The sequence below is a fragment of the Phytohalomonas tamaricis genome (genome assembly GCF_003012345.1).
Lineage (GTDB): Bacteria > Pseudomonadota > Gammaproteobacteria > Pseudomonadales > Halomonadaceae > Phytohalomonas > Phytohalomonas tamaricis.
In genome coordinates, this window is record NZ_PVRV01000020.1 from 572,047 (window position 1) to 584,538 (window position 12,492).

A 12,492-nucleotide genomic window follows, 5' to 3' on the forward strand; every position below is an offset into this window, starting at 1 on the left:
TGTCGCTCCCAACGCCGCGAGCCGTCCATGTTCGAACTCACTGCTGCCACCTTCGAAGTCGCCGGTAAACGCCTGCTCCAGCCCGTTGATCTGTCTTTCCACGAAGGTCAGGTGTACGGCCTGATCGGCCATAATGGTTCCGGTAAATCGACACTTCTGAAATTGCTCGCTCAGCAACAGGCCTCCAGCAGCGGCGACATCCGCCTCGATGACAAACCGCTGACGCAGTGGCGCCCACGTGACTTTGCTCGTCGTGTTGCGTATCTTCCTCAACATCTGCCCAGCGCGGAAAGCTTGACCGTCCGCGAGCTGGTCGGTTTTGGCCGCTACCCGTGGCACGGTTTGCTGGGCCGCTTCGGTCGCAAGGATCGCGAAGCGGTCGAGCATGCCATTGCCCTGACGCATACCGAGGCGTTCAGCGAACGCCTGGTCGATACGCTTTCCGGCGGGGAGCGTCAGCGCGTCTGGCTTGCGATGCTATTAGCCCAGGGCAGCCGCTTTCTGTTACTCGATGAGCCACTTGCCGCCCTTGATATTGCCCATCAGGTCGAAGTCCTTGAGCTGGTGCGCAAGCTGAGCCATGAGCTTGGTCTGAGCGTGATCATCGTGCTGCACGACATCAACATGGCCGCACGTTTCTGCGATTACCTTGTCGCCCTGCACGGCGGACGCCTGCTTGCCCAGGGAGCGCCGCATGAATTGATGCATGACCACACGCTGGAAGCCATTTACGGCATCGCCATGCATGTCATTACTCATCCCAGCGGTGCGCACCCCGTCGCGTTGTTACACTGATGACCACTGGAGTTTCTTTTCTGCGCACAGCACTCGTGCTGCTTTTGCTGCTGACCTGTGTCAATGCCAACGCCACTGACAACCCTGCCGAACGTATCGCCGTCATTGACTGGGGAGTGGCTGAAACCGTCATAGCACTGGGCATTACTCCGCTCGCCGTAGCTGATACCACCGGCTATCGCACCTGGGTGGATGCACCACCACTTCCGGAAGGCACACTCAATATGGGGCTGCGCAGCCAGCCCAATCTTGAGCGTCTGAACCAGCTATCCCCTGACCTGATCCTGACCAGTGCGATGTTTGCCACCGATCGTGAACGGCTAGCACGTATCGCGCCGACCCGCTCGATCGATATCTATAGTGCAGACGGCGCCCCTTATGCTCATGCGCTTGCCGCCACTCGCGAAGTTGCACGCCTGACCGGGCATGAAGAAGAAGGTGAAGCCCTCATTGCCTGCACCGAAAACACGCTCGACACGGCACGCGAAGTACTACAGGCTATCGATCGCCCCGTTTACATCATCCAATTCAGCGATGCACGCCATGTTCGCCTGTTCGGCCATGGCAGCCTGATTCAGGCGGCCCTCGACCGTATGGGCCTGAATAATGCCTGGCAAGGCGAGACCAATACCTGGGGCTTTGCCAATGTCGGCATCGAAACCCTGGCCCAAGTGCCTGACGCCTATATCATCGTGATCGCTCCCATGCTTGGCGATACCGAGCAGGCCCTGCGCACTAGCCGGATCTGGCAGCAGCTCCCAGCGATTCAACGCGGTGAGGTCTATTATTTGCCCCCGGTCTGGATCTTCGGGGCCCTACCCTCATTTATACGCTTTACTCTGCTGTTACAGCATGCGCTAGGTGCCGCCGTGGACTCTCCCATTGGCAGCACTGCTCAGTGCACCACTCCGTTAACTCCTTCCGTAGCAGCTACCTCAGGCGTGCCTAAAGAGTCGCTTGCGCCATGAACAGAGCACCCTTGATTACCCCGGCACGTTTGTGCCTGGCGCTTTTGCTGGCCGGTCTGATTCTGGCCTGGCAGACCATCAACGCTCAGCTGCCTTTCAATTACACGCGCTGGATAGGCATGATATTCGCTCCGCATGGCGATGATATTCAACAGATCGTTGTCCACTACGCCATTCTGCCGCGGCTATGCGTGGCGTTGCTCTGTGGTGGCGCTCTCGCCCTGGCCGGAACGTTAATGCAGCAGGTGCTGCGCAACCCGCTCGCCTCACCGACGACCCTGGGCGTGGCCAGCGGTGCCCAGTTTGCGTTAGTCGTCGCATCGCTATGGGCACCAGGACTGCTGTCAATGGGACGTGAGTGGGTCGCTCTGGCTGGTGGCAGTGCTGCCACAGCCGTGGTGTTCGCGCTGGCTTGGAAGCGGCACCTTGCGCCGATGGTGATTGTGCTCGCCGGGCTAGTGGTTAGCCTCTACCTGAGCGCGCTCAACACTAGTTTGATGCTCTTTCATCAGGAAACCCTGCGCGGACTATTCATCTGGGGTTCGGGAGCGCTTGAACAGGATAGCTGGCAGGACACGCTGTTTCTCGCCCCGCGCCTTGGCATTGCTGCCGTGTTGGCATGGCTGCTGGTACGCCCCATGGCAGTGCTTGATCTCGATGATGACAATGCCCGCAGCTTAGGCGTTTCGCTACGCAAGCTGCGTATCGCGAGCCTGGGGCTTGCCGTCTTCATCACCGCCTGCGTCGTCAGTGCCGTCGGCATGATTGGCTTTATTGGCCTTGCTGCCCCTGCCATCGTTCGCATTCTCGGGGCGCGGCGACTGGGGGCACGTCTGATCTGGTCGACGCTGCTCGGCGCGCTGCTGTTGCTGGTTACCGATCTTACCGTGCAGTACTTCTCTGTAGGCGCTGTTACGCTGCTGCCCACTGGTGCGATGACGGCCGCGCTCGGCGCTCCGCTGCTCTTATGGTTGCTACCGCGTCTGAAAATCGGCGTCGACCGGCCACGAAGCAGCGTCGGTATCACCCTACCGCGCCACGCCGCGCAAGGGCGTGTACTGGTCATTCTGCTGATCCTGCTGATAGCGATCGGCGCTGTTGCACTGTGCCTGGGTCGAGAAAGTCCAAGCCAGGGTTTTGGCGGCTGGCGCTGGCTTGTACCGCCGCAACTTAATGACATGCTGGTCTGGCGCGCGCCACGCGTATTCACGGCAGCCGGTGCAGGCTTAATGCTGGCACTTGCCGGAACCTTATTGCAGCGTATTACCGGTAATCCAATGGCAAGCCCGGAAGTGCTTGGTATCAGTGCCGGCGCGGCCATTGGGGTGATTGCAGTCATCATGCTTGCACCGCTCGCCGGCCCGCTGTTTACGCTGATTGCAGGTAGCGTGGGAGCATTATCAACGCTATCCCTGTTGCTTTTGCTCAATCACCGCAGCGGCTTTCTGCCCGAGCGTCTCTTGCTGACCGGTATCGCCATTACTGCGCTGTTCGATGCCCTGCAGGGCATCGTGCTGGCGGGGGGTGACCCACGTGGCCAACAGCTGCTTGCCTGGATGTCAGGTTCGACCTACTACGCCGACAGCGCCACGGCGCTGTGGATCGTCTTCCTGGGCGTGATACTGCTTATCGCCACACTGCCCTTTTCGCGCTGGCTGACACTGCTGCCGCTCGGCGCGCAAACCGCACAGGCATTGGGGCTTAATGTTACCCGCAGCCGCCTCGTTTTATTGATGTTGATGACGCTGCTCACGGTGAGTGCCACGCTGGTCATCGGGCCGCTGTCCTTCATTGGCTTGCTGGCGCCGCATATGGCCCGGCTGATGGGACTTTCGAATGCGCGTATGCAACTGCTCGGCGCCGGGCTACTCGGCGCGTTAGTGATGGTCTTGGCTGACTGGCTCGGCCGTACACTGCTTTTCCCCAACCAGATCCCGGCCGGACTGGTGGCCTCATTGATCGGCGGGCTTTATTTCATGTGGGGGCTGCGTCGGCTGTAGACCGGTCGTACATACACGCTTAGCTCAGCGGATGAGGTGCTTTTCTACACGGGCAATTGGAGCACAATTCCTCGCCAGGCAGACAGTAGCGAATGCAACACAGACGCCGCTGCCGCCAGGGTTCGGTTTCCCCGACATCGATATAGCGCACCGGTTGATAGAAAGGATTCTTGCGCCCGTCAGGCAATGTTTCCGTCTTCAATAGCGTCTGTGCGTCGTGAAGCGCCACTGGCGAGACCTGAGGGTGACGCGCCCAGGTCGTCACCGCCCACTCCAGGCCATTGCCGGCATTGCTCCATAAGACCCGCGATGACAGCGGCGCATACATACAGAGCGCGTCGAACAGCGGCGCAAGATAGCCATCGATCAGCGGCAGGAAACGCGCCGCGCCCATTTCTTCCGGCCTGCACTCTCCCAATCCCCTCAGTACGAACTGCCGAGGAGTGCCATCTTCACTGTCGATGATCCCCACATCATCGAAGCCAATCGGCAGGGCCCGCTCCAACAACATCTGCGCTGCGACAACGGGCACCACCAGACGCATTAGATAATAACGAGACCACTCCGAGACCAACGCCCGCCGATCTGCATGCCACCACTGCGGAGCAAAACGGATCAAATGATCATTCATATTCGCAAAGCTGACATAATCCCGCCCGGGCATTGCCGAGCGGGAAGAGTCGATAACCAGAGTGTCCGCGAAGCTTGCGAAAGGGGCGAACTCACCCGCAAATAATATCGCCAGCTCAGCCTGCATCAGGGCTTACCAGTTATAGCTGACGGTCGTCAGGATGCTGCGACGCTGACCGTAGTAGCAGTAATAATTACAGCTGGCGACGTACTCACGGTCGGTGAGGTTGTCAACGTTGAGCTGAAGCTGCCAGTTCTCATCAAGCTGATAGCGCGCCATTGCATCAAGCAGCGCATAGGAGCCGACACGGTACTCACTGCTATTATCCTGATCACCGTAGCTGTGACCGACATAGCGTACGCCTCCGCCCACGACCAGCCCCTCTGCAGCGCCGCCTTCGAAGCTATAGTCACTCCATAGCTTGGCCTGATGCTTGGGAATTAACGGCAATTGCTTGCCGATATAGTCTTCGTTAGTAGATTTACGCTGCTCGGCCTCAGTATAGGTATACGCCACATGTAGCTTCCACTGATCAGTTACGTAAGCAGTACCTTCCAGTTCAACACCGCGTGAACGTGCTTCGCCGGTCTGTACTTGATAGTAAGGATTCTGGGGATCGGTAGTCAGCAAATTGTCCTGATGGATCTCGAACACCGCGGCCGAAAGGAAGCCGTCGAAACCTTCGGGTGCATATTTGACACCGGCTTCGTACTGCTTGGCAGTGGTGGGCTCATAGGCATTGCCATTGATATCGGTTGAGGCGGTCGGCTCGAATGACTCGGAATAGCTGATATAGGGCGACAGACCGTTATCGGCCAGATACATCAGTCCCGCCGACCAGGACATCTCTTCATCATCAAGACTGAAGCCTGTGCCAGCCGTACGGTTGTCGTTATCCGCCTTGGCATGATCGTAGCGGGTACCTACTGTCGCTACCCAGCGGTCATCGAGACGGATCTCATCCTGAACGTAGAGTCCGAGCTGCTCGCGGGTAATGTCGCGCCTGATGATGTCGCTACTCTGTACCGGCGTATAGTTGCCGTAATCCGGATCGTACATGTCCAGTGGCGCGCCAAATGAGTAAGCGTCCGCTTCACGACTGTCAATATCGAGATGTTGATAATCGACGCCCAGCAGCAGCGTATGTTCCAACCGATCACCGCGCCAATGCCCCACAAAACGGTTGTCGATAGTGTAATCACGCGCCGTGCCGTCACGGTAGGTCAGGCCGCGATTGATGGTACGCTGTTCGTCATTGACGCTCAGGCCATAAGTGGTACGCAGGTCAAGATCAAGATGGTTGTAGCGAAAATTCTGTGCAAATGACCACGTATCATTGAATCGATGATCGAATTCATACCCCAGCATCAGCTGGCTACGGTTGAGGCGATCATAATCAGGTTCACCGACGGTCTTGTCACTACCGACTTCACCGTACTGGGTGTCATGCAACGTACCGGTCGGCAGCCAGAACTGCGCCAGCGGATCACCAGTATCCTTCTGGAAGCTGGAAAGCAGCGTCAGCTGGGTATCATCACCCAGATCGATCGCCAGGCTCGGTGCCAGATAGTAGCGGTCTGTACCGAGGCGATGCACCTGACTGCCGTTGTCATGGATCAGCCCCACTACACGATAACGGATATCACCCTGCTCGTTCAGCGGCCCGGAGGTATCGATCGCGATCTGCTTACGATCCCAGTTACCCGCCTGCAGCTGCAACTGATGATACGGCTCATCAGTTGGACGTTTGCTGACCTCATTGATGATACCGCCCGGGGGCGTCTGGCCGTATAGGGTCGAGGCTGGTCCTTTGAGCACTTCGATGCTCTCCAGTCCGAATGGCTCGATTTGCCAAGTATAGAAGCCTTCGCTGAAAAGACGCAGACCGTCACGGTAGAACGACTGATCGAAACCGCGTGACTTGAGCCAGTCCGCCTTGTTGTCGGCGCCATAGGGCGCCGCCAGCACACCTGCGGTGTAATTGAGCGCTTCGGGAATCGTCTGAGCATTGCGCAAGTTCATGTCTTCACGCTCGACCTTCGAGGCGCTGCGTGGCGTCTCTGCCAGCGGTGTAGCCACCTTGAGTGCAGTACTTACGACAACTATCGTGTCCGCTTGCTGCGTCTCGATGCTCTCCGTCTCACCATGGGCAAGCGATGTACAGGCCAAGAAAACGGCGGAGGCTAAAGTAGTACGCTGAAAAAGCGAGGGGTAAGCAAGGCGAGGCGCGACAGCATGCGACCGTGACATGTTCATTTTCGATCCCGAGCATCGGCCCGGCCACGGGGGCGCGGCCACGACCGTTAATATAGTAGTAGTTTGAATTCCGTCACGGTAATGAAAATCATTTCTAAGCGCAATTACTTCAACCTGAAAAGCGGAACGCCGTTCCTACATTGACAACGAGGCTCACTCAACTTGGCGCACCACATCGCAAGTGGCGAGTTCACGTTCATGGCCAGTAAGCTCACATAGCTGTCCACCGCTCATCTTCAATAGCCGGTCGGCATGTTCGAAATAGTGGTCATCATGGGTAATGGCAAAGATTGTCTTGCCTTGGGCGCGCAGCTGCGGCAGCAGCTCACGATAGAATATGCGCCGGAATACCGGGTCCTGATCGGCTGCCCATTCGTCAAGTAGCAGGATGTCACGCTGCTCGGCCACGGCCAGCAGCAGCGCCACGCGCTTGCGCTGCCCCTGGGAAAGCTGAGGATTAATAATCCGATCCTGCTCCAGCTGCAGTTTTGTAACCATTCCCAGGCGCTTTAGCCACTGTTCGACAAATACCGTATCAGCCGGCTCACCGCTTGGGCCCATCAAACGATCAAACAGATAGAAGTCCGTGAATACCGCTGCGAAACGCTGACGATAACTCTGCCACTGTGATGCGCTCAGCGCTTGACCATCGATCAGAATCTCGCCAGTGAGCGGGATATAAAGACCCGTCAGCAGCCGGGCTAGCGTCGACTTGCCGCTGCCGTTGCCGCCGATCAAAAAGACCAGCTCGCCGCGTTCAAGGCGCAGATCGATCGGGCCGACATCGAAGCCTTCGACGCCACTTTGCTCGGCGTAGCGATAGGTCACCCCGCGTAGTTCCAGCGTCTGCCAACCGGTGAACTCTGCGTGCTCGAGATCGAAGTCGGGGCGATAGTCGGCCAATGTCAGCGCCTCCAGCTTGTCAAAAGCGACTTGGGCGGCGAGCAGTGTCGGCAGCGCACCGACAGCCTGGATCAGCGGCGTACGTAAAAACAAAATCGTCAGCGCATAGGTCGCCGCTACGGAAGTCGTGGCCCAGCCCAAACCGTTGGCGAGAAAGAACGCCACGCCAATCGCGCCGAGCATCATGATATTGGTCCAGTTATTGGCCGTGAGATGAAAGGTATCGGCGCGGATGATGTGGTGTCGGTAAGTGCGGGCATCAACATCATAACGCTCGTTGAATATCCGTCGCGCGCGGTCGCGATTGAGCGCCAGCTCCTTTCGCCCGTCGATCACCGCCTCGAAGTCCTCATAAAGTCGGTCCTCGGCATCACGCATGCGGTGAAGGTGCTGATAGACTTTCGAGACCAGCCACCAGCCCACCGCCATCGTCACCACAATCCACAGGGCTGTGACCAAGAGCATCTTCGGAGACAACCACAGCAGGTAAGTGATCGAAGCGGCGGTCAAGACGCCGCCCTGGACCAGCTCAGGCAAGCGCACGAAGGCAATGGTGACGTTACGCACGTCACTAGTCAGGCTGGCCAGCAGATGCGCACTGCCGAGGCGCTCAAGACGCTCGATATCGGTATCGAGGATACGCTTGATCAAGCGCCCGCGTAGCTGATAGACGAAGTGGTGTCCGAGCACGGTCAATGACAGCTGGGCAGCGATGGATATGACCAACAGCACCAGTACAAGGCCTATAAACTGCGGCAGCGCTGCCAACGAATCAACGCTGGACTCGATCAGGCGCTGGTTGATGAAAGCAATCACCCCGATCCCCAGCCCCGCGCTGACCGCACTTAGCAGCAGCACGCCCAGAAACGGCCAACGATAGTGATGAAATACGACACTCAGCAGTTTCATGACAGTATCCGTGAATAAACATGTCTAACCGAAGGAGGAGAACTGACGTAGACACGCGAGCAGTAATCGCGCCAAAAACCGGCGGCCAAGCATAAGGGGTCGACCCGCAGAGCGTCCAATGATTGCCGGTGCACCATCCTTTTTCGGTACATAGCCTTGGCACAGCGCAGCCTGGCTAAAAACATCGCGTTACGGGTGACTTCCTCTTAAGAAAAGCGCAGGCCAGCCGTTAGAGAGGAGATAAACAAAGACCATATCAAGCAATCGGTCATTGTTCATTCGACATTCAGAAGACATTAGCCCATGCCGAGCACGACGAATATCGGAACGGCGTCATGGATCGTTTCATTGAACATCGCTAGGTTGGCCAATTGATTATCGACGTGCACTCTTCTCTATTTTCGCATTTCCGGAGTCACCGTAGCTCACGGTTGCTTGCCTGGACCCTGGTAGGGTTGATGACGGTAGGCCTGATCTCATTCTCGCCCCGGCTTGAAGCAGCGATGCTTACCGCTTCCATTCATGATGAGTCTACACAGAGTGCGCTGCATGACGCCGTCGTGGAACTTTTTCCGCTGAAAACCGATACGTCCAAGAAAACTTCCTCCATCACGATGACAGCCACCATGGCTCAGCAAAACATGCGCTTCGTTCCGCATGTGCTCGCCATCGCGGTAGGTGATGTGGTCAATTTCCCTAATGCAGACACTACGCGTCATCAGGTTTACTCGCTGTCAGAGGCCAAGGTGTTCACCACCCGTCTCTACGTCGGCGAGCCACAGGCCCCCATCAGCTTTGACAAACCCGGCATCGTCGCGCTCGGCTGCAATATCCATGATCAGATGCAGGCCTTTATTCTAGTCTCTGACGCCCCCTATTTCGCCCAGGCCGATGCTAACGGTAGCGCTCGTTTTATCGATCTCCCTGACGGCCCCTACCGCGTCACGGTATGGCACCCCAGGTTATCCACCAACCAGAACTATCGTTGGGAAAAACAGATTAACCTGCATGACGCTCAGACTCTCGATGTCGCCTTGGCATTGACGATGCCCAAACGCGTCATGCCTTCGGAATCGGCATTACAGCGCCGCTTCCGCGAAGCAACCGCACATTAAGACAATCCTCATGGCCTTCCGAACTCGCCTTTATCTCATGATGTTCGCCCTGCTGTTCATCTCGCAGGCTGCGGTCATTGTTGCCGTTCTGGGTACTGGCAATATCGATGCCCTACAACGCGGCCGCGAGAGCCTTGATATCGGCTCACGTGTGCTTACACGCATGTTTGATGATCGTAGCCTGCGTCTGCGCAGCGGCGTAGAGATATTGGCGGCAGACTATGGATTTAAAGCGGCCATCGCTACGGCAGACACCGCGACGCTTGCATCGGTATTAGCCAACCATGGCGAACGCATCGCCGCTGATCTGGTTATGCTGGCCAACACCGATGGGCAATTAGTCGCCAGCAGTCATCATAATGTAAGTACGCATCCCGGTTTCCCGTTTCCCGGCGTATGGGAGAAAGCGCAAGCCCAAAGCGGCACATCAGCCATCGTCATGCTCCAGGGAGCCCCCTATCAGTTCGTGCTGGTTCCTGTTTATGCCCCAAACATCATCGCCTGGGTCGGCATGGGGTTTCTTCTTGATGACGCCATAGCCCATACGCTGGGGCATATCACTCATCTGGACGTTGCTTTTATAGGGCAACAGAACACTTACCTGCCTTATCTATCATCCACACGCACCAGTCACGAACGTTGGGGCTTGCTTGACCTTCCGTTGGATGAAAGCGTGCCGAACTCCGGACACGCCTTCATGCGCCATGGTGATAACTATTTGTCTCGTCAGGTGCTGCTCGGCCGTACGCAGGACGGTCAAGTATCGGCCATCCTGCAGATGTCGAGAGCCGCCTTGCTGGCGCCCTATGAACATCTCAAGCTGCAGTTACTGGTGATCTTCTGTGTGACGATCATCGGTGCGTTGCTCATGGCCTATTTTGCTTCGCGCACCATTAGCCGTCCTCTTCAGCGTCTGACCGACACTGCCCGACGCATCGGCCGCGGCGAGCGCGTGGACCCGAACATCAAGGACAATGGAGAGATCGGGCTGCTCGCCAGTACCTTGATCACCATGCAGGATGACCTGGCGCAGCGAGAAACCGAACTGCTCGCGAAGTCTCGTCAGGATGTGCTGACAGGATTACCCAACCGGCAATCGGCCGAGCTCACTATAGAGACATTGGTCATGCGCCAGCAGTCGTTTGTAATGCAGCGCGTATGCATTAATGACTTCAAGCAGATCAATGACACCTTTGGCTACACCATCGGCGATAAAGTACTGATCGAAATGGGACAGCGTCTACAGACGTTAGCCGTCGCGCCCGAGCATGTATTCCGCATCGGTGGCGATGAGTATCTGTTGCTCTACATGCCGCCTTTTGCGCCGTGCGACGTGCGCCGGCGTGCCCTCGTCCGGCTGACGATGACCCCACTGGTGCGCGACCTGTCACCGGTCATCGTGTCTCTGTCGGCAGGTGAAGTGCATTACCCCGAACATGGCGACAATGCCCAAATACTGGCGCGGCGCTCGGAAATAACCCTGCACAGCGCGCGTCGCTCGGCACAGAAATGTTTAAGTTATGTGCCTGGCATGGACGAAAATCATCTGCGTCAGGTCATGCTCATCAATGACCTTCGCGATGCACTTCAAAGCAATCAACTGTATATGGTCTATCAACCCAAGATCGATGTGGCCAGCGGCAACGTCTACGAATTCGAAGCGCTGATCCGCTGGCAGCACAAGACCTTGGGTTATGTGCCTCCCGATGAGTTCATTGCCTTGGCCGAGCGCTCGGGCAATATCGGTTTGCTGACCGACTGGGTCATCGAACATGTTACTCGTCAGCTCCATGACTGGATCCAGCAAGGCCAGCACTTTCGCGTAGCGATCAATCTCTCTGTGCATGACCTCAGCAATGAAACACTGCCCAAACGCATCGTACAGCGGATCAAGGATCGTGGCCTGGATCCTAATCAACTCTCGCTGGAAATCACCGAGAGCACGTTGATGAAAGACCCGGTACAAGCCACGAGCCTGCTCAGTACGCTGCGCGAGCATGGCTTCTCAATCGCAATCGACGACTTTGGCACTGGCTACTCATCATTGTCGCAACTGCGGCAGCTGCCTATTGACGAACTCAAGATCGACAAGTCATTCATCCTCAAGCTCGACAGTCAGCCCGAGGATATGATGATCGTGCGCTCGACCATCGACCTAGGTCACAACCTGGGGCTCAAGGTCACCGCAGAAGGCGTCGAGAATGCTGCCAGTCTGGCACTGCTGCAAGAAATGGGCTGCGACACGGCACAGGGCTATTTCTTTGCCCGGCCCCTCAAGGTCGATCAGCTCCCCGAATGGCTAGAGAACTACCGGCGCCATACGGCAAAAAGCACCGACACCACGTCATAGCCATCACCCCATGCCCTTGATATCCGCCCTTATCTTTCTTCTGAGGAATTAGTGATGTCCATCGCGCGAAGCACGCTTTCGCTATTGTTATGCCTGCCTCTTGTCATCCTGTCAGGCTGTGGCACAACATCCCCCGCCACCGATAATGCCACCACTCCCACGCTAACCGCTCAGATCGCCGCCAAGTATGAAGGAGACCAGCTTTATCAGGCATTAGGCGGCCAAACGGGCATTGCCGCCATCGTCGAAACCTTTCTCTACCGCCTAGCTGATGATGATCGCGTCGTGCGTCGTTTCGACCCCAGACAGATCGATTACGTCCAGAAAGTGCTTAACGAGCAGGTATGTATGTTGAGCGGCGGCCCGTGTCACTACAGCGGGGATTCCATGGTACGCGTGCATAAAGGCATGAAGATCACAGAAGCTGAATATCAGGCGGTGGTGGAAGATTTCTCCTATGCCCTGTATCGGCAGGATGTTCCCGTCCCCACCCAGCAACAGTTACTTGAGCGCATGGCTCAACTGCATGACGGCATCGTCGGGCTATAAGTACCACGTGGCTGGG

General features: G+C 57.0%; 9 protein-coding genes. 6 read left to right on the forward strand and 3 right to left on the reverse strand.

Annotation, left to right across the window (positions count from 1 at the left end):
* The first annotated feature begins 27 nt into the window (after nucleotides 1-27).
* Genes C3Z11_RS08065 through fhuB form a run of 3 tightly spaced genes read left to right on the forward strand, consistent with a single transcriptional unit; the run spans nucleotide 28 to nucleotide 3,763 of the window.
* A complete protein-coding gene (locus tag C3Z11_RS08065; protein WP_106477414.1) occupies nucleotides 28-795 on the forward strand; it encodes an ATP-binding cassette domain-containing protein in 768 nt (255 codons plus the stop codon).
* Nucleotides 795-1,763, forward strand: coding sequence for an ABC transporter substrate-binding protein (locus C3Z11_RS08070; protein WP_106477415.1), 969 nt, complete (start codon nucleotides 795-797; stop codon nucleotides 1,761-1,763). The genes C3Z11_RS08065 and C3Z11_RS08070 overlap by 1 nt, the downstream gene beginning before the upstream one ends.
* Entirely contained in the window at nucleotides 1,760-3,763 is a 2,004-nt protein-coding gene (gene fhuB / locus C3Z11_RS08075) for a Fe(3+)-hydroxamate ABC transporter permease FhuB (RefSeq protein ID WP_106477416.1), read from the forward strand. The genes C3Z11_RS08070 and fhuB overlap by 4 nt, the downstream gene beginning before the upstream one ends.
* Before the next feature lie 19 nt (nucleotides 3,764-3,782).
* Here the strand turns inward: fhuB and fhuF are convergent, their stop codons facing one another.
* The 3 genes from fhuF to C3Z11_RS08090 all read right to left on the reverse strand — a co-directional run bounded on the left by fhuF (nucleotide 3,783) and on the right by C3Z11_RS08090 (nucleotide 8,462).
* Nucleotides 3,783-4,520 (reverse strand): siderophore-iron reductase FhuF, encoded by a 738-nt coding sequence (gene fhuF, locus C3Z11_RS08080; protein WP_106477417.1) that lies wholly within the window; start codon nucleotides 4,518-4,520, stop codon nucleotides 3,783-3,785.
* Between the two features lie 6 nt (nucleotides 4,521-4,526).
* Nucleotides 4,527-6,644, reverse strand: a complete 2,118-nt coding sequence (locus C3Z11_RS08085; protein ID WP_106477770.1) for a TonB-dependent siderophore receptor — start codon at nucleotides 6,642-6,644, stop codon at nucleotides 4,527-4,529.
* A gap of 159 nt (nucleotides 6,645-6,803) precedes the next feature.
* Complete coding sequence (locus C3Z11_RS08090; RefSeq protein WP_106477418.1) at nucleotides 6,804-8,462, reverse strand: multidrug ABC transporter permease/ATP-binding protein; 1,659 nt, start codon at nucleotides 8,460-8,462, stop codon at nucleotides 6,804-6,806.
* A 371-nt stretch (nucleotides 8,463-8,833) separates the two neighbouring features.
* Between C3Z11_RS08090 and C3Z11_RS08095 the strand changes: the two genes are divergently transcribed.
* From C3Z11_RS08095 to C3Z11_RS08105, 3 genes are read left to right on the forward strand one after another with little or no spacing between them, the layout of a single operon-like run.
* The gene (locus C3Z11_RS08095; RefSeq protein WP_158700954.1) at nucleotides 8,834-9,577 is read left to right on the forward strand and encodes a hypothetical protein; all 744 of its coding nucleotides are present in this window, start codon (nucleotides 8,834-8,836) and stop codon (nucleotides 9,575-9,577) included.
* A 10-nt stretch (nucleotides 9,578-9,587) separates the two neighbouring features.
* A complete protein-coding gene (locus C3Z11_RS08100; RefSeq protein WP_106477420.1) occupies nucleotides 9,588-11,927 on the forward strand; it encodes a bifunctional diguanylate cyclase/phosphodiesterase in 2,340 nt (779 codons plus the stop codon).
* A gap of 54 nt (nucleotides 11,928-11,981) precedes the next feature.
* Nucleotides 11,982-12,476, forward strand: coding sequence for a group I truncated hemoglobin (locus tag C3Z11_RS08105; RefSeq protein ID WP_106477421.1), 495 nt, complete (start codon nucleotides 11,982-11,984; stop codon nucleotides 12,474-12,476).
* Nucleotides 12,477-12,492: the final 16 nt, after the last annotated feature.

What these genes read in the sequence shown, in the direction of transcription:
- C3Z11_RS08065 (WP_106477414.1), top strand. Translation starts at nt 28, where the DNA reads ATGTTCGAACTCACTGCTGCCACCTTCGAAGTCGCCGGTAAACGCCTG.
- fhuF (WP_106477417.1), bottom strand. Translation starts at nt 4,520, where the DNA reads ATGCAGGCTGAGCTGGCGATATTATTTGCGGGTGAGTTCGCCCCTTTC.
- C3Z11_RS08085 (WP_106477770.1), bottom strand. Translation starts at nt 6,644, where the DNA reads ATGTCACGGTCGCATGCTGTCGCGCCTCGCCTTGCTTACCCCTCGCTT.
- fhuB (WP_106477416.1), top strand. Translation starts at nt 1,760, where the DNA reads ATGAACAGAGCACCCTTGATTACCCCGGCACGTTTGTGCCTGGCGCTT.
- C3Z11_RS08105 (WP_106477421.1), top strand. Translation starts at nt 11,982, where the DNA reads ATGTCCATCGCGCGAAGCACGCTTTCGCTATTGTTATGCCTGCCTCTT.
- C3Z11_RS08100 (WP_106477420.1), top strand. Translation starts at nt 9,588, where the DNA reads ATGGCCTTCCGAACTCGCCTTTATCTCATGATGTTCGCCCTGCTGTTC.
- C3Z11_RS08070 (WP_106477415.1), top strand. Translation starts at nt 795, where the DNA reads ATGACCACTGGAGTTTCTTTTCTGCGCACAGCACTCGTGCTGCTTTTG.
- C3Z11_RS08090 (WP_106477418.1), bottom strand. Translation starts at nt 8,462, where the DNA reads ATGAAACTGCTGAGTGTCGTATTTCATCACTATCGTTGGCCGTTTCTG.